16 protein-coding genes are annotated in these 17130 nt (G+C 54.8%); 15 read left to right on the forward strand and 1 reads right to left on the reverse strand.

Annotation, left to right across the window (positions count from 1 at the left end; all coding sequences use genetic code 11):
* Positions 1 to 37: 37 nt before the first annotated feature.
* Positions 38 to 1825 (forward strand): filamentous hemagglutinin N-terminal domain-containing protein, encoded by a 1788-nt coding sequence (locus tag FQK12_RS07440; protein ID WP_014228405.1) that lies wholly within the window; start codon positions 38 to 40, stop codon positions 1823 to 1825.
* Positions 1826 to 2025: 200 nt separating this feature from the next.
* On the opposite strand, the gene FQK12_RS07445 is transcribed toward FQK12_RS07440, so the two are convergent.
* Positions 2026 to 2508, reverse strand: a complete 483-nt coding sequence (locus FQK12_RS07445; RefSeq protein WP_014228404.1) for a zinc ribbon-containing protein — start codon at positions 2506 to 2508, stop codon at positions 2026 to 2028.
* Between the two features lie 226 nt (positions 2509 to 2734).
* Here FQK12_RS07445 and leuS point away from each other — a divergent pair, with 226 nt between their 5' ends.
* The 14 genes from leuS to FQK12_RS07515 all read left to right on the forward strand — a co-directional run bounded on the left by leuS (position 2735) and on the right by FQK12_RS07515 (position 16983).
* The gene (gene leuS / locus FQK12_RS07450) at positions 2735 to 5317 is read left to right on the forward strand and encodes a leucine--tRNA ligase (RefSeq protein WP_014228403.1); all 2583 of its coding nucleotides are present in this window, start codon (positions 2735 to 2737) and stop codon (positions 5315 to 5317) included.
* 14 nt (positions 5318 to 5331) lie between these two features.
* Positions 5332 to 5922 (forward strand): LPS assembly lipoprotein LptE, encoded by a 591-nt coding sequence (gene lptE, locus FQK12_RS07455; RefSeq protein ID WP_004130425.1) that lies wholly within the window; start codon positions 5332 to 5334, stop codon positions 5920 to 5922.
* Complete coding sequence (holA, locus tag FQK12_RS07460; protein ID WP_014228402.1) at positions 5922 to 6953, forward strand: DNA polymerase III subunit delta; 1032 nt, start codon at positions 5922 to 5924, stop codon at positions 6951 to 6953. The genes lptE and holA overlap by 1 nt, the downstream gene beginning before the upstream one ends.
* The gene (gene nadD, locus FQK12_RS07465; protein WP_032694329.1) at positions 6946 to 7596 is read left to right on the forward strand and encodes a nicotinate-nucleotide adenylyltransferase; all 651 of its coding nucleotides are present in this window, start codon (positions 6946 to 6948) and stop codon (positions 7594 to 7596) included. The genes holA and nadD overlap by 8 nt, the downstream gene beginning before the upstream one ends.
* Positions 7597 to 7642: 46 nt before the next feature.
* Positions 7643 to 8272 (forward strand): adenosylcobalamin/alpha-ribazole phosphatase, encoded by a 630-nt coding sequence (locus FQK12_RS07470; RefSeq protein ID WP_014228400.1) that lies wholly within the window; start codon positions 7643 to 7645, stop codon positions 8270 to 8272.
* A 221-nt stretch (positions 8273 to 8493) separates the two neighbouring features.
* On the forward strand, positions 8494 to 8811 hold the full coding sequence (rsfS, locus tag FQK12_RS07475; RefSeq protein WP_004100162.1) for a ribosome silencing factor: 318 nt from the start codon (positions 8494 to 8496) through the stop codon (positions 8809 to 8811).
* A gap of 3 nt (positions 8812 to 8814) precedes the next feature.
* The gene (gene rlmH / locus FQK12_RS07480; protein ID WP_004100160.1) at positions 8815 to 9282 is read left to right on the forward strand and encodes a 23S rRNA (pseudouridine(1915)-N(3))-methyltransferase RlmH; all 468 of its coding nucleotides are present in this window, start codon (positions 8815 to 8817) and stop codon (positions 9280 to 9282) included.
* Between the two features lie 27 nt (positions 9283 to 9309).
* Positions 9310 to 11211: a peptidoglycan DD-transpeptidase MrdA gene (mrdA, locus tag FQK12_RS07485; protein WP_004130417.1), complete on the forward strand. Its 1902-nt coding sequence runs from the start codon at positions 9310 to 9312 to the stop codon at positions 11209 to 11211.
* Positions 11211 to 12323: a peptidoglycan glycosyltransferase MrdB gene (gene mrdB, locus FQK12_RS07490; protein WP_004100156.1), complete on the forward strand. Its 1113-nt coding sequence runs from the start codon at positions 11211 to 11213 to the stop codon at positions 12321 to 12323. Before mrdA ends, mrdB begins: the two co-directional genes overlap by 1 nt.
* Positions 12324 to 12333: 10 nt before the next feature.
* The gene (gene rlpA / locus FQK12_RS07495) at positions 12334 to 13434 is read left to right on the forward strand and encodes an endolytic peptidoglycan transglycosylase RlpA (RefSeq protein ID WP_014228399.1); all 1101 of its coding nucleotides are present in this window, start codon (positions 12334 to 12336) and stop codon (positions 13432 to 13434) included.
* Positions 13435 to 13577: 143 nt separating this feature from the next.
* Complete coding sequence (gene dacA / locus FQK12_RS07500) at positions 13578 to 14777, forward strand: D-alanyl-D-alanine carboxypeptidase DacA (RefSeq protein WP_014228398.1); 1200 nt, start codon at positions 13578 to 13580, stop codon at positions 14775 to 14777.
* 106 nt (positions 14778 to 14883) lie between these two features.
* Positions 14884 to 15147, forward strand: coding sequence for a DUF493 family protein YbeD (gene ybeD, locus FQK12_RS07505; protein ID WP_004100153.1), 264 nt, complete (start codon positions 14884 to 14886; stop codon positions 15145 to 15147).
* A gap of 100 nt (positions 15148 to 15247) precedes the next feature.
* Positions 15248 to 15892 (forward strand): lipoyl(octanoyl) transferase LipB, encoded by a 645-nt coding sequence (lipB, locus tag FQK12_RS07510; RefSeq protein ID WP_014228397.1) that lies wholly within the window; start codon positions 15248 to 15250, stop codon positions 15890 to 15892.
* A gap of 137 nt (positions 15893 to 16029) precedes the next feature.
* The gene (locus FQK12_RS07515; RefSeq protein ID WP_014228396.1) at positions 16030 to 16983 is read left to right on the forward strand and encodes a YbeF family transcriptional regulator; all 954 of its coding nucleotides are present in this window, start codon (positions 16030 to 16032) and stop codon (positions 16981 to 16983) included.
* The last annotated feature ends 147 nt before the right edge of the window (positions 16984 to 17130 follow it).

Here is a 17130-nt window from a genome sequence, read left to right on the forward strand (position 1 = left end):
TCGGTTAACTTCATTTATTTTTAAAGGACTATATTAAATGTTTAAATTCAAATTATCCTATGTTGTGCTAGCAGCAGCCTTGAGCTCAACCTTCGTTTATGCCGACCCGACAACCTATACTCATTTATCAGGCGTCAAGGTCATCGATATTGAAAAACCCAATGCCGCCGGCGTCTCACATAATATGTATCGTGAGTTTAACGTTGATAGTAAAGGTGTCGTTCTTAACAATAGCACCAGCGATCTCACACACGGGACCTTAGGAAATATTGCTAAAAATAACAATCTGACCAATGGTAGTGCTTCTGTTATTCTTAACGAAGTCACCTCAAATCGTGCCAGCTCACTGAATGGATTTATTGAAGTCGCGGGTCAACGCGCTGATGTTGTTATTGCTAACCCCAATGGCATTTCCTGCTCAGGATGTAGTTTCATTAACACCAATAAGGCGATTTTAACGACCGGAAAGGTGACTTTTTCTGATACTGGCGCGATCGCCAGCTATGACGTAACCGGTGGCAAGTTGTCCATCGACAAAAAAGGAATGGATGCGAGCAATAGCTATGCTGTACTGCTCGCCGATGCGATAGCCATTAACGGTGCGGTTAATGCAAAGAACGCAATAGTGGGTGCAGGAAACTTCACGTTTGATAACGGCTCAGGCGCGATAACCTCAGCGGGTAAATCAGCAACGGCGCTGCAGTATCTTTACCCTGAATATAGTATCGACATTAGTAATCTTGGTGGCATCAAAGCCAATAGTATTACTATGGTTGGCAATAATTTAGGTTTTGGCGTTCGAAATAAAGGCGCTATTGTTGCTAACACCAGCCTCTCTTTGACCAGCTTTGGCTCACTCACCAACGAAGGCTCTATCGCCAGCAATGGTATGATGACTCAGGTAGTCTCTGCAGGCAATTTTAAAAATACGGGAAATATATCCTCGAATAATATCACCCTACTGAACAGCCTCAGTTCGATAAGCAATAGTGGAACCATTTCCAGCACAGGAAATTTATTAGTCAACGCATCCGGAAATATCGAAAATACGGGTAAATTCAAAGCATCCACCACATTGAACGTAATGACTAACGGTAACCTGAAAACAACGTATGGTTCCAGTTTACTTTCAGATAATCAGCTGATAGTCACCGCTGCCGGTAATATTGACAACGGAGGTTCAACCAGAAGTAAAAACACAACGGTGACCTTTGGGGGGGATTCGCTTAAAGTCACTGGCAATATTTTTGGCTACGATACTCTGCTGGTTCAGGCGCAAAAAAATGAACAGATGACGTCCGGGGAGATTAGCAACTTTGGTACTACCTCCGGCGGCAACGTGACCATAAAAACCAATGGTACTCTGGCATTAAAAAAAGGGAGTTTTATGGAAGCTGCTGATACGCTGACAACAAAAAGCTACCTGCTTAATAATGAAGGCTACATCGGGGCGAATACAATAGCTATTGATAACTATGTCACCCACAACTATGGGGCTATTGTTGGTCAGTATAATGTTGGCGTTAAAACCTATCACGAGCTTTATAATGAAGGTGAAATTTCAAGCTCATCAAATATGACGCTGGATACCCAAAATTACGGTGATATCACAAACCGTTCTCTTATCAGGGCTGACGGCACTTTAACCATGACGGCAAAAAAAGTGGTTAACGGAGGGTATCGCTGCGGTTTCCTTAATCTGGCAACCTGTGGCAAAGGCACGATTTCCACTAATAATCTGGTTTTAAATTCATCACATAAATACGCCAGTGAAATGGGGGGCACTCAGCAGTTTAAGAGCGCGACCATTAACACTATCAATTAACATGACGTTATCATCGAAGATGCGCTTCTCTTTTTAATAAAGACCTTATGCTGGTGCTTCGGCACCAGCATTTTTATGCATACTGATGAAGGGTTAGCCTGCCCTTTAAAAAGGAAGGCCAATATATCAACGCGCTTTATATTGGCTCTCGGGCTGGCTTAACGCCTGTGTAAAAGGCTCCGCAGATATCTACCGCGTATTTACGGCTCGAATGGCCGGCGCTGGAACTGATCGTGCCCGCATTTTGGACAACGCGGTAGCACATCCGGCGTATAAACCGGCAGATGGTAATGGCACTTCTCACACACCAGATTGCCGAGCCCCACGACTTCGCCGCTGTGATAGACGCCGTGGTGGCTGAGATCCTGGAACACCTCGCGCCACTCAAGCTGAGTTTTATCGGTAATATCCGCCAGCTCCTGCCACAGGCTCTCTTTGATCACCCGCATAAAGACGCTATCAGTCAGCTCATCCTGGCTCTCTTCATAACTGAGCGCGAACTCTTCCAGGTCGCGTCTGACTGCGCGGATCACATTCTCGATTTCGCTCTGCGTTAACTCGCCGGACTGGCTAATCTTGACCCTGGCCTGCTCCACCAGCGCATCAATATCGCGTTCTCCATTGCGTAACCGCTCGCTGAGCGTCGACACCAGCTCTCGGTAGAATTGAGCAACCTTGTTCATCTTTTCGCCTCCGGTGTGGTTAACTTCTTCTTATGATAGACGTTATCTGCGGATTGCTCTGCCAGCCAACCCACAGAGTCACGAAATATTCTCCACCGCTTTCATCTCTGTAAGTGTGTGAAAGGCTGTTTTGACGTTGGCGTTTGGGCTATGCTATGCCGATCTGAAATAACACATCCATTGGCTACATTTTGTAGCTGTATTGAAAACAGGACCACTGGCTGCCATGCAAGAGCAATACCGCCCGGAAGAGATAGAATCAAAAGTCCAGCAACACTGGGACGAGAAGCGTACCTTTGAAGTTACCGAAGACGAGAGCAAAGAGAAGTATTACTGCCTGTCGATGCTTCCCTATCCTTCTGGTCGACTACACATGGGCCACGTGCGCAACTATACCATCGGCGACGTGATTTCCCGTTACCAGCGTATGTTGGGCAAAAATGTCCTGCAGCCTATCGGCTGGGATGCGTTTGGTCTGCCTGCGGAAGGCGCCGCGGTGAAAAACAACACCGCTCCGGCCCCGTGGACCTACGACAATATCGCCTACATGAAAAACCAGCTGAAAAAGCTGGGCTTCGGCTATGACTGGAGCCGTGAAGTGGCAACCTGCACCCCGGAATACTACCGCTGGGAGCAGAAGTTCTTCACCGAGCTGTATAAAAAGGGGCTGGTCTATAAAAAAACCTCCGCGGTAAACTGGTGCCCGAACGATCAGACCGTTCTGGCGAATGAACAGGTTATCGACGGCTGCTGCTGGCGCTGCGACACGAAAGTTGAGCGTAAAGAGATCCCGCAGTGGTTTATCAAAATCACCGCCTACGCTGACGAGCTGCTGAACGATCTGGATAACCTGGATCACTGGCCAGATACCGTTAAAACCATGCAGCGCAACTGGATTGGCCGCTCCGAAGGCGTCGAAATCTCCTTCGACGTTAACGACTACGCCGACAAGCTGACCGTTTATACTACCCGCCCGGACACCTTTATGGGCTGTACCTACCTGGCCGTCGCTGCGGGTCACCCGCTGGCGCAGCAGGCAGCAGCCAATAACCCCGCGCTGGCGACGTTTATCGACGAATGCCGTAATACCAAAGTTGCCGAAGCCGAAATGGCAACCATGGAGAAAAAAGGCGTCGATACCGGCTATAAAGCGATTCACCCGCTGACCGGCGAAGCGATCCCGGTATGGGCGGCAAACTTTGTGCTGATGGAGTACGGCACCGGCGCGGTGATGGCCGTTCCGGGTCACGATCAGCGCGACTACGAGTTTGCCAGCAAGTACGGTCTCAACATCAAGCCGGTCATCCTGGCCGCTGATGGCTCCGAACCCGATCTCTCCGAACAGGCACTGACCGAAAAAGGCGTGCTGTTCAACTCCGGCGAATTCGACGGTCTGGATCACGAAGCTGGCTTTAATGCCATCGCGGATAAGCTCGCGTCTCTTGGCGTCGGCGAACGTAAAGTGAACTACCGTCTGCGCGACTGGGGCGTTTCCCGTCAGCGCTACTGGGGTGCGCCGATCCCAATGGTGACCCTTGAAGACGGTACCGTGATGCCGACGCCGGAAGATCAGCTGCCGGTTATTCTGCCGGAAGACGTCGTGATGGACGGCATCACCAGCCCAATCAAAGCCGATCCTGAGTGGGCGAAAACCACCGTTAACGGCCAGCCGGCGCTGCGCGAAACCGATACGTTTGACACCTTTATGGAGTCCTCCTGGTACTACGCGCGCTACACCTGCCCGCAGTACGACCAGGGTATGCTCGACCCGGAAGCGGCCAACTACTGGCTGCCGGTCGATATCTATATCGGCGGCATCGAACACGCCATTATGCACCTGCTCTATTTCCGCTTCTTCCACAAGCTGATGCGCGACGCGGGCATGGTGAACTCTGACGAACCGGCTAAACAGCTGCTTTGCCAGGGCATGGTGCTGGCAGATGCCTTCTACTATGTTGGCGAAAACGGCGAGCGTAACTGGGTCTCTCCGAAAGAGGCAACCACCGAGCGCGACGAGAAAGGGCGTATCGTTAAAGCCTTCGATCCGCAGGGTCGCGAGCTGGTCTATACCGGCATGAGCAAGATGTCCAAGTCGAAAAACAACGGCATCGACCCGCAGGAGATGGTGGAACGCTACGGCGCGGACACCGTGCGCCTGTTTATGATGTTCGCTTCTCCGGCCGACATGACGCTGGAGTGGCAGGAATCCGGCGTGGAAGGTGCGAACCGCTTCCTGAAACGCGTCTGGAAACTGGTTTACGAACACACCACCCTGGGTGAAGCCCCTGCGCTGGACGTTGCCAGCCTCAGCGAAGATCAAAAAGCGCTGCGTCGCGACGTGCACAAAACCATCGCGAAAGTGACCGATGACATCGGCCGTCGTCAGACCTTCAACACCGCGATTGCGGCGATTATGGAGCTGATGAACAAGCTGGCGAAAGCGCCGCAGGAAAACGATCAGGATCGCGCGCTGATGCGTGAGGCCTTGCTGGCCGTGGTTCGCATGCTCAACCCGTTCACCCCGCACGCCAGCTTTACCCTGTGGCAGGAGCTGGGCGGCGAAGGCGATATTGACAACACGCCGTGGCCGGTCGCTGATGAAAGCGCAATGGTTGAAGACACGACTCTGGTCGTGGTCCAGGTAAATGGTAAAGTTCGTGGTAAAATTACCGTTGCGGTGGATGCAACTGAAGAGCAGGTTCGTGAGCGCGCGGGTCAGGAGCATCTGGTCGCGAAATATCTCGACGGTGTGACCGTACGTAAAGTGATCTACGTTCCGGGTAAACTGCTCAATCTGGTCGTTGGCTAAGCGCAGGAGGAAGCGTGCGATATCTGGCAACATTGTTGTTATCTTTGGCGGTGTTAATCACCGCCGGTTGCGGCTGGCACCTGCGTAGCACTACGCAGGTTCCGACCGCAATGAAAACCATGATCTTCCAGTCGGGCGATCCCAATGGACCATTAAGTCGTGCTGTCCGTAATCAGCTGCGTCTGAACGGCGTTGAACTGGTCGATAGCAGTACCCTGCGCAAGGATATTCCTTCCCTGCGTCTGGAGACATCGTCCATTCAGAAAGATACAGCATCTATTTTCCAGGACGGCCGTACTGCGGAATATCAGATGGTGATGACGGTAAATGCCAGCGTCCTGATCCCAGGCCATGATATCTATCCCATCACGACCAAAGTCTACCGCTCGTTCTTCGATAACCCGCAGGCGGCGTTAGCGAAAGATGCCGAGCAGGACATGATCGTTCAGGAAATGTACGACAAAGCCGCGGAGCAGCTGATCCGTAAGCTGCCGAGCGTACACGTTGCGGATGTCGAAGCCACCAAAGAGGATGAGAAGCCGGTCACGACGACCCCAGCCGCTTCAACCTCCGGCAATCGCGTCTCCACCACGCTGGGTAACTGATGATTCGGTTGTACCCGGAACAGCTCCGCGCGCAGCTCACTGAAGGGCTGCGCGCGGCCTATCTGCTGCTTGGCAACGATCCGCTGCTGTTGCAGGAAAGCCAGGACGCCATCCGCGAAGCCGCGGCCGCCCAGGGCTTTATCGAACATCACACCGCCACCGTTGATGCCAGTACCGACTGGCCTGCCCTGTTCTCGTTAAGTCAGGCCATGAGCCTGTTTTCCAGCCGCCAGACGCTGCTGCTCATCCTGCCCGATAATGGCCCTAATGCGGCAATTAACGAACAGCTCGCGACGCTTGTCGGCATGCTGCATGACGATTTATTGCTCATCGTTCGCGGTAATAAGCTGACGAAAGCGCAGGAGAACGCCGCGTGGATGACGGCGCTGACCAGCCGGGCGGTGCAGGTAAGCTGCCAGACGCCGGAATATGCCCAGCTGCCGCGCTGGCTCGCCACGCGCGCGAAGCAGAATAATCTGCAGCTTGATGACGCGGCCAGTCAGCTGCTGTGCTACTGCTATGAAGGTAATCTGCTGGCGCTGGCGCAGGCTCTGGAGCGTCTGTCGCTGCTGTGGCCGGACGGTAAACTGACGCTGCCGCGGGTTGAGCAGGCGGTGAATGATGCCGCGCATTTCACCCCCTATCACTGGGTTGATGCGCTGCTGGCCGGGAAAAGTAAGCGCGTACTCCACGTTCTGCAACAGCTGCGTCTGGAAGGCAGCGAGCCCGCCATCCTGCTGCGCACCCTACAGCGCGAGCTGCTGCTGCTGGTCAACCTGAAGCGGCAGTCGGCCCATACGCCGCTGCGTTCGCTGTTTGACAAACATCGCGTGTGGCAGAACCGCCGCCAGCTGGTTAGCGATGCGCTGGCCCGCCTCAGCGCCGACCAGCTGCGCCAGGCCGTCACGTTGCTGACCCGTGCCGAACTCACCTTCAAGCAGGATTACGGGCACTCCGTATGGCCCGAGCTGGAAAGTCTCTCTTTATTGCTCTGCCATAAAGCGCTGGCAGACGTTTTTATTGATGGTTGATATGACTCAGTTACTGGCAATGTACGGCGGCACCTTCGATCCGGTGCATTATGGTCACCTTAAACCGGTGGAAATTCTGGCCAACCAGATTGGCCTTAATCAAGTCACCATCGTGCCCAACAACGTGCCGCCGCACCGCCCGCAGCCCGAAGCCACCAGCGACCAACGCAGGCATATGCTGGAGCTGGCCATCGCGGATAAGCCGCTGTTTATTCTCGACGATCGCGAACTCAAGCGCGACACGCCGTCATACTCCGCGCAAACCCTGCGCGAGTGGCGCCAGGAGCAAGGGCCAAAACGGTCGCTGGCGTTTATTATTGGCCAGGATTCGCTGCTCACCTTTACCACCTGGCACGACTATGAAAGCATTCTTGATAACGTGCATCTGATCGTTTGCCGGCGCCCGGGCTATCCGCTGACCATGGCGTGCGAGCAGGATCAGCAGTGGCTGGACAAACATCTCACTCATGACGTCGAGCGGATGCATAGCAGCCCGGCGGGGGTTATCTACCTGGCCGAAACGCCGTGGTTTGATATCTCAGCCACCCTGATTCGCCAGCGTCTTGAATCCGGCGAATCCTGCGCGGACATGCTGCCGGAAAGCGTACTCGACTATATCCATGAGCAGAAGCTCTACTGCTAGCCTTGCCACAAGGAGAGTCTCATAGACTCCTTTCGAGAGGGTCATCATGAAGTTATGGTTAGTTCGTCATGGCGAAACCGAGGCCAACGTCGCGGGCCTCTATAGCGGGCACGCGCCCACTGCGTTAACCGAACGAGGAATCAGACAAGCGCAAACGCTGGGAAAGCGGCTGCTTGCCGTCCCGTTTCAGCGCGCGTTTTGCAGTGAGCTTGAGCGCACCCAGCGCACGGCCAGCCTCCTGCTGGGCGACCGTAACGTCCCCCGCCAGTCCTTCGCCGCGCTCAATGAAATGTTCTTCGGCGACTGGGAAATGCGCCACCACCGCGATTTACAGCAGGAGGATGCCGAAAACTACGCCGCATGGTGCGCCGACTGGCAGCACGCGGCGCCCACCAACGGGGAGGGCTTCCAGGCGTTTGCCGAACGCGTCCGCGGCTTTACCGTCACCCTCTCTCAGTTTCGGGAACTTGACCATCTGCTTATCGTCGGCCATCAGGGCGTGCTTAGCCTCTTAGTCGCGCAACTTCTGAATATGCCGGATTCGGCGATGTGGCACTTCCCCATCGAGCATGGCGCGTGGAGCCTTGTCGATCTCCAGCCTGATTTCACCACGCTGCGCGTACTAAATAGCCGGGCCGTTTGGCTGGCGGAAGAAGAATTGCGCGCAGACCATTGACAGTGCAAAGCAGGCTGTTATTCTCCGCAGCCAGGCTGCATCCGCCATTTGAACTTTGCAGAAATTGTTTTACAAAAATGGCGATGCAATCATCGGCGATGGATGGGATGATAGCCGCCTTCACCGCCCGTTTATCGACATTTATCCCGACTTTGCCAACAGTTCGGGTATACTGTCAGGCTGTTTATTGTTATCACTCTTCACACACCCAGGGGGAACTCTTGCAGGGTAAAGCACTCCAGGATTTTGTTATCGACAAAATTGATGACCTGAAAGGTCAGGACATCGTAGCCATTGACGTTCATGGCAAATCCAGCATTACAGATTGCATGGTTATCTGCACAGGCACTTCCACGCGCCATGTTATGTCCATTGCCGACCACGTTGTGCAGGAGTCTCGCGCCGCCGGGATGCTGCCGCTGGGCGTTGAAGGCGAAGCCGCCGCGGACTGGATCGTGGTCGATCTCGGCGACGTTATGGTTCACGTTATGCAGGAAGAGAGCCGTCGTCTGTACGAGCTGGAAAAACTCTGGAGTTAGCGCGTGAAGCTGCACCTGGTAGCCGTTGGCACCAAAATGCCGGACTGGGTTCAGACCGGCTTTAGCGAATATCTGCGCCGTTTTCCAAAGGATATGCCGTTCGAACTGGTGGAAATTCCCGCCGGTAAACGCGGCAAAAACGCCGACATCAAGCGCATTCTCGAAAAAGAAGGTGAAATGATGCTGGCGGCTGCAGGCAAAAACCGCATCGTCACCCTGGATATTCCGGGGAAACCTTGGGATACGCCGCAGCTGGCGCGCGAACTGGAACGCTGGAAACAGGATGGCCGCGACGTTAGCCTGCTTATCGGCGGCCCGGAAGGCCTTTCACCCGCCTGCAAAGCGGCGGCGGAACAAAGTTGGTCGCTCTCAACGCTCACCCTACCTCACCCGCTGGTTCGCGTACTGGTGGCCGAGAGTCTGTATCGGGCGTGGAGCATTACCACCAACCACCCTTACCACCGTGAGTAATGATGACCAGGGTAGACTAAGCAGCGAATGAAATTACAGAATTCTTTCCGCGACTATACGGCTGAATCCTCGCTGTTCGTGCGCCGGGCGCTGGTCGCTTTTTTGGGGATTTTGCTGCTTACCGGCGTACTGATCGCCAACCTTTATAACGTGCAAATTGTGCGTTACACCGACTATCAAACGCGTTCAAACGAAAACCGCATCAAGCTGGTCCCGATTCCGCCGAGCCGCGGCATTATCTACGATCGCAACGGCACGCCGCTGGCGCTCAACCGTACGATTTACCAGCTGGAGATGATGCCGGAGAAGGTCGACAACGTTCAGCAAACGCTGGATGCGCTGCGTGATGTTATCGACCTCACCGATGACGATGTGGCGAACTTTAAAAAGGAGCGCGCCCGCTCGCACCGCTTTACCTCTATTCCGGTGAAAGTTAACCTCAGCGAAGTGCAGGTCGCCCGTTTCGCGGTGAACCAGTACCGTTTTCCCGGCGTGGAAGTCAAAGGCTATAAGCGCCGCTACTATCCCTATAACTCCGCCCTGACCCACGTTATCGGCTACGTCTCTAAAATTAACGATAAAGACGTCGATCGCCTGGATAAAGAAGGGAAGCTGGCTAACTACGCCTCCACGCACGATATCGGCAAGCTGGGCATCGAGCGCTATTACGAAGATGTCCTGCACGGGCAAACCGGCTATGAAGAGGTTGAAGTGAACAACCGCGGCCGCGTGATTCGCCAGCTGAAAGAGGTCCCGCCGCAGGCCGGGCGCGATATCTATTTAACGCTCGACCTGAAGCTACAGCAGTATATTGAAACGCTGCTGGCCGGCAGCCGCGCGGCGGTCGTGGTCACCGACCCGCGCACCGGCGCAATCCTCGCGCTGGTCTCGACGCCAAGCTACGATCCCAACCTGTTCGTTGACGGTATTTCCAGCAAAGACTACTCCGGACTCCTCAACGATCCCAATACGCCGCTGGTTAACCGCGCGACTCAGGGCGTTTACCCACCGGCGTCGACGGTTAAGCCATACGTGGCCGTCTCGGCGCTCAGCGCCGGGGTTATTACCCGCAACACCAGCCTGTTTGACCCCGGCTGGTGGCAGCTTCCCGGCTCGGATAAACGCTACCGCGACTGGAAAAAGTGGGGCCACGGCCATCTGAACGTCACCAAAGCGCTGGAGGAGTCGGCCGACACCTACTTCTACCAGGTCGCCTACGACATGGGCATCGATCGCCTGTCGGAGTGGATGGGCAAATTTGGCTATGGCCACTATACCGGCGTTGACCTGGCGGAAGAGCGCTCCGGCAATATGCCGACCCGCGAATGGAAGCTCAAGCGCTTCAAGAAACCGTGGTACCAGGGCGATACTATCCCGGTCGGCATCGGACAGGGCTACTGGACGGCGACGCCTATCCAGATGAACAAGGCGCTGATGATCCTGATTAACGACGGCGTGGTTAAAGTACCGCACCTGCTGCAGAGCACGGTGGAGGACGGCAAACCGGTGCCGTGGGTTCAGCCGCATGAACCGCCGGTCGGCGATATTCACTCCGGTTTTTGGGAAATCGCCAAAGACGGGATGTTTGGCGTAGCCAACCGCGGCAACGGTACCGCGCATAAATACTTCGCCAGCGCGCCGTATAAAATTGCGGCCAAGTCGGGTACCGCTCAGGTCTTCGGCCTGAAAGCCAATGAAACCTATAACGCGCACAGAATCGCTGAACGCCTGCGTGACCATAAACTGATGACGGCGTTTGCCCCTTACAACAACCCCCAGGTTGCCGTGGCGATTATTCTTGAGAACGGCGGCGCAGGTCCGGCAGTCGGTACCATTATGCGTCAGATTCTCGATCATATAATGCTGGGTGATAACAACACCAATCTGCCGAGTGAAAACCCGGCGGTAACGGCTGGGGAGGATCAATAATGACTGATAATCCAAATAAAAAATCGCTATGGGATAAAATCCACCTCGACCCCACTATGCTGCTTATCCTGCTGGCGCTGCTGACCTACAGCGCGCTGGTGATCTGGAGCGCCAGCGGTCAGGACATGGGCATGATGGAGCGCAAAATCGGCCAGATCGCCATGGGGATTGTTATCATGATCGTCATGGCGCAAATCCCGCCGCGGGTCTATGAAGGCTGGGCGCCCTATCTCTATATCTTTTGTATTATCCTGCTGGTGGCGGTTGACGCCTTCGGCGCCATCTCCAAAGGGGCGCAGCGCTGGCTGGATCTCGGCATCGTCCGTTTCCAGCCGTCGGAAATCGCCAAAATAGCCGTACCGCTGATGGTGGCGCGCTTTATCAACCGCGACGTTTGCCCGCCATCGCTGAAAAATACCGCTATCGCGCTGGTGCTGATTTTCCTGCCTACGCTGCTGGTCGCCGCGCAGCCTGACCTCGGGACCTCGATTCTGGTCGCCCTGTCCGGTCTGTTTGTCCTCTTTCTGTCTGGCCTGAGCTGGCGTCTGATTGGTATTGCCGTGGTGCTGGTCGCCGCCTTTATTCCCATCCTCTGGTTCTTCCTGATGCATGATTATCAGCGCCAGCGCGTAATGATGCTGCTCGACCCGGAAACCGATCCGCTCGGCGCGGGTTACCACATTATTCAGTCAAAAATCGCCATCGGCTCCGGCGGACTGCGCGGAAAAGGCTGGCTACACGGAACCCAGTCGCAGCTGGAGTTTCTGCCTGAGCGCCATACCGACTTTATCTTTGCCGTCCTGGCGGAAGAGCTGGGGCTGATCGGCGTACTGATTCTGCTGGCGCTCTATATTCTGCTGATTATGCGCGGGTTGTGGATTGCCGCCCAGGCGCAAACCACCTTTGGCCGGGTGATGGCCGGTGGTTTAATGTTGATTTTATTCGTTTATGTATTCGTAAATATTGGTATGGTAAGTGGTATTTTACCGGTGGTGGGGGTACCTTTGCCGCTGGTCAGCTACGGGGGCTCTGCCCTAATCGTATTGATGGCCGGGTTTGGTATCGTCATGTCGATCCATACTCACAGAAAAATGTTGTCGAAAAGCGTGTAAGGGGTTCGCGATGCGTAAGCAATGGCTGGGGATCTGCATAGCAGCAGGGCTGCTGGCGGCATGTTCGAGTGAAGACGTTCAACAGAAAACGGTCAGCACTCCACAGCCGGCCGTTTGCAATGGCCCAACGGTGGAGATTAGCGGCGCCGATCCGCAGTACGAAACGCCTAATGCCACGGCGAATCAGGATTATGAACGCGACGGCAAAAGCTACAAAATCGTCCAGGATCCGTCTAACTTCACCCAGGCAGGCTTCGCAGCCATCTACGATGCCGAGCCTAACAGCAATCTGACCGCATCGGGAGAAGCGTTCGATCCCACGCAGCTTACCGCGGCCCATCCTACGCTGCCGATCCCAAGCTACGCGCGGATCACCAACCTGGCGAACGGCCGCATGATCGTCGTGCGCATTAACGATCGCGGGCCTTACGGTAACGATCGCGTGATTTCACTGTCCCGCGCCTCAGCCGATCGTCTGAATACCTCGAACAATACCAAAGTGCGCATCGACCCGATCGTCGTCGCACCGGACGGCTCGCTTTCCGGTCCGGGTATGGCCTGTACCACCGTGGCCAAACAGACCTACGCGCTGCCCGCCCGCCCGAATCTTGACGGCGACAGCAGCGCGGCAATGAGTCAACCCGCGCAAACTGACGTGCACGCCATCAGTAATTCAACGCTGAAGCCGGAAGACACCACCGGCGCGCCGGTCAACAGCGGCGGTTTCCTCGGCGCCCCGACGCCGCTGAATAACGGCGTGCTGGAAGGCAGCGAGCCTGTCGTTCAAAGCGCGCCAGTTACCGCCCCGGGTTCAGTACAAGGCAGCGTTGCGCCCGCCGTGACCGCCACCGCTGCCGTAGCGCCTGCCGCAGCGGCCAGCGCCAGCGGCGATTTCGTCGTACAGGTCGGCGCCGTCAGCGACCAGGCCCGCGCGCAGCAGTACCAGCAGCGTCTGAGTCAGCAATTTTCCGTCCCGGGCCGCGTCACGCAAAACGGCGCGGTATGGCGTATTCAGCTCGGCCCATTCAGCAGCAAAGCGCAGGCCAGCACGATTCAACAGCGTCTGCAAAGCGAAGCTCAGCTGCAGTCATTTATTACTCGCGCCAACTAAAGGCATCGCACCCGCCTCCCCTGCTTGTTGCGCATGACAAAGTCATTAACAAAGTCGTGCGCAATGTCGGATGCTGGTTCGTAGTGCGTTTGTTATAGTAAGGCACTTTTTTTAACTCCATCACGGATGCCGTTGTTCAGACCATGAAGACCTCTTTTACCGCTCGCTTACTCGTTACGGCGCTCTCCGTGGCAGCGCTGTCCTCCGCTGCCCGCGCCGATGACCTGAATATCAAAACGATGATCCCAGGCGCCCCGCAGATTGACGCCGAATCCTGGATTCTTATCGATTACAACTCAGGCAAAGTCCTGGCAGAAAACAACGCCGACTCCCGCCGCGATCCGGCGAGCCTGACCAAAATGATGACCAGCTACGTGATTGGTCAGGCCATGAAAGCGGGCAAGTTTAAAGAGTCCGATCTGGTCACCGTGGGTAACGACGCGTGGGCGACCGGCAACCCGGTCTTTAAAGGCTCCTCGCTGATGTTCCTTAAACCGGGTATGCAAGTGCCGGTTTCGCAGCTGATCCGCGGCATCAACCTGCAGTCCGGCAACGACGCCTGCGTGGCGATGGCCGACTACGTCGCCGGCAGCCAGGATGCCTTCGTCAGCCTGATGAACAACTACGTTAACGCCCTTGGCCTGAAAAACACCCACTTCCAGACCGTACACGGCCTGGATGCCGATGGTCAGTTCAGCTCCGCGCGCGACATGGCGCTTATCGGCCAGGCGCTGATCCGCGATGTCCCGAATGAATACACCATCTATAAAGAAAAAGAGTTTACCTTCAACGGTATTCGTCAGCTCAACCGCAACGGGCTGCTGTGGGATAACAGCCTGAACGTCGACGGGATTAAAACCGGCCATACTGACAAAGCGGGCTATAACCTCGTGGCCTCGGCAACCGAAGGCCAGATGCGCCTGATCTCCGCCGTGATGGGCGGCCGCACCTACAAAGGCCGCGAGTCTGAAAGCAAAAAGCTGCTGACCTGGGGCTTCCGCTTCTTTGAAACCGTTAATCCGATTAAAGCCGGTAAAGAGTTCGCTTCTGAGCCTGCCTGGTTTGGCGATACCGATCGCGCCTCGCTCGGCGTGGATAAAGACGTTTATCTGACTATCCCGCGCGGTCGCATGAAAGATCTGAAAGCCAGCTACGTGCTGAATAACGCTGAGCTGCACGCGCCGCTGCAGAAAAATCAGGTGGTAGGCACCATTAACTTCCAGCTGGATGGCAAAACGATCGATCAGCGCCCGCTGGTCGTACTGCAGGAAATCCCGGAAGGCAATTTCTTCGGTAAAATCATTGATTACATTAAATTAATGTTCCATCACTGGTTTGGTTAAAAATCGACCACTTGAAAGTGTGATTTAGATCCCCATATACTAGTTATCCTGATAACTCCCACACGTCGTGGGAGTTATTATTTTTTGTTGTAACACCGGAGCTGACATGAAAACCAAACTTAACGAACTGCTTGAATTCCCTACTCCATTTACTTACAAAGTAATGGGACAGGCGTTGCCGGAGCTGGTTGACCAGGTGGTTGAAGTGGTACAGCGCCATGCACCAGGTGATTACTCTCCGACGGTAAAACCCAGCAGCAAAGGCAACTACCACTCTGTGTCTATCACCATCAATGCAACCCATATTGAGCAGGTAGAAACCCTCTACGAAGAGCTGGGCAATATTGAAATCGTACGAATGGTGCTGTAAATCTCTTCCCCTGACCCGGCCTCCACGCCGGGTCATTCTCGCTTTCTCGCTGTGATATACTTCCCCACTCAAATCATTCTCTCTCTGCGGAGACGTTGTTTTGCAGCACAATAAAATCCTCATCCGCCAGCTCGGCCTGCAACCTTACGAACCTGTCTCGCAGGCAATGCATGAATTTACCGACACCCGCGACGATGCCACGCTGGATGAAATCTGGCTGGTAGAGCATTACCCGGTGTTCACACAGGGTCAGGCCGGAAAGGCCGAACATGTTCTGGTTCCCGGCGAGATCCCGGTGATTCAGAGCGATCGCGGCGGACAGGTCACCTATCATGGTCCCGGACAGCAGGTGATGTACGTTCTGCTGAACCTGAAACGGCGCAAGCTGGGCGTACGCGAGCTGGTCACGCTGTTAGAGCAAACCGTCGTGAACACCCTGGCGGAGTACGGTATTGAATCGCACCCGCGAGCAGACGCCCCCGGCGTCTACGTGGGCGATCGAAAAATCTGCTCCCTGGGTTTGCGCATCCGCAAAGGTTGCTCATTCCACGGCCTGGCGCTGAATATCAACATGGATCTGTCACCATTCCTGAGGATTAACCCCTGCGGTTATGCCGGAATGGAGATGACCCAAATGCGCCAGTGGTTGCCCGATGCCCGTACGGAGACCGTGTCTCCACGCCTGGCCGCCAATCTGCTGGCGTTGCTCAACGATCCACCTGCGGAATATCTTCAAGGCCGCTAGCCATCGCGTCCCGCTACCGCGGGACGTCACATTTATCCCTCAGGCGCGATTAAGCCTTTATTTTTGCAATCAATTATCACTAATAAAATAATTGTGAACGCTATAATGGTGCTAATCATCACTAGCGGAAATACAGAGTGGAAGAAAATAACGCTCAGAGCGTACCAACCGAACGAGTTGACGATCGCTACGATCGTCAGATGTTTCGCATTTTGCGCAACATAGACCTTAATTTACTTACTATTTTTGAAGCGGTTTACGTCCATAACGGTATCGTCAACGCGGCAAAAATACTGAATATCACGCCGTCGGCGATTAGTCAGTCCCTGAACAAACTGCGCGCCCTCTTCCCTGACCCGCTCTTTATTCGCAAGGGCCAGGGCGTGACGCCAACGGCCTACGCCACGCATCTGCATAAGCATATCAGCCAGGGGATGGAGGCGTTTCTCAACGCCCTGGATTTAACCGGCAATACGCAGCGGGAACGGGTAATAACCGTTGCCACCTCCCCGGCTATCGGCGCGTTGATCATGCCGGTTATCACCAAAAAGCTGCGGAGCGTCTTTCCCCAGATTTTGCTGCACAACGTCGCCATTACCGACGCGGCCAGCCAGTTAAACCAGCGTCAGGTTGACCTGCTGGTCGACAGCTTCCCCCACAGCGGGCAGGCGATTACGCACCATGTGCTATTTCAGGATAGCGTACATATCTTCTGCCGGGCAGGGCATCCGGCCCTCGCGCTCCCCGCAAACTCAGCAAACCTGAGCCAATATGAATTCGCTCTCCTGCAGCCCGAAGGCCAGCGCTATACGACAATCCTGCGTCACCTGGAGGAGCATCTCGGCGAACGCCGCTATGGTTTCAGCAGCTACAATCTGTTAACTCAAGCAGCCCTGGTCAACGACAGCGATATGCTGGGGCTAATCACTTCCGGAATGTTTTCCCTGGTCGAGAAGATTTGGCCCTTAAAAATGCTCGATTTCCCGCCGCTGCGGGAAGAAAAAATTGATATTGCGCTGCACTATAACAAGCTCAGCGCGCAGGAGCCCTTGCTGAAAGAGATCGTAGAGACGATTCGTCAGGCTTTTTAGCCGATAAGGCACGAGAGGGAAAAGCATAAAACAACAACTATTTTACAATTTGCCCGGCCAGCAGGCTGCTTTATGCCCCGTATCAATGATATACTGCCTGCGTTTAATTCAAAAATAGTTGATAAATGCAACATTTACTTGAATTGA

The sequence above is a fragment of the Klebsiella sp. ME-303 genome (genome assembly GCF_007910085.1).
In the GTDB taxonomy this organism is placed as follows: domain Bacteria; phylum Pseudomonadota; class Gammaproteobacteria; order Enterobacterales; family Enterobacteriaceae; genus Klebsiella; species Klebsiella michiganensis.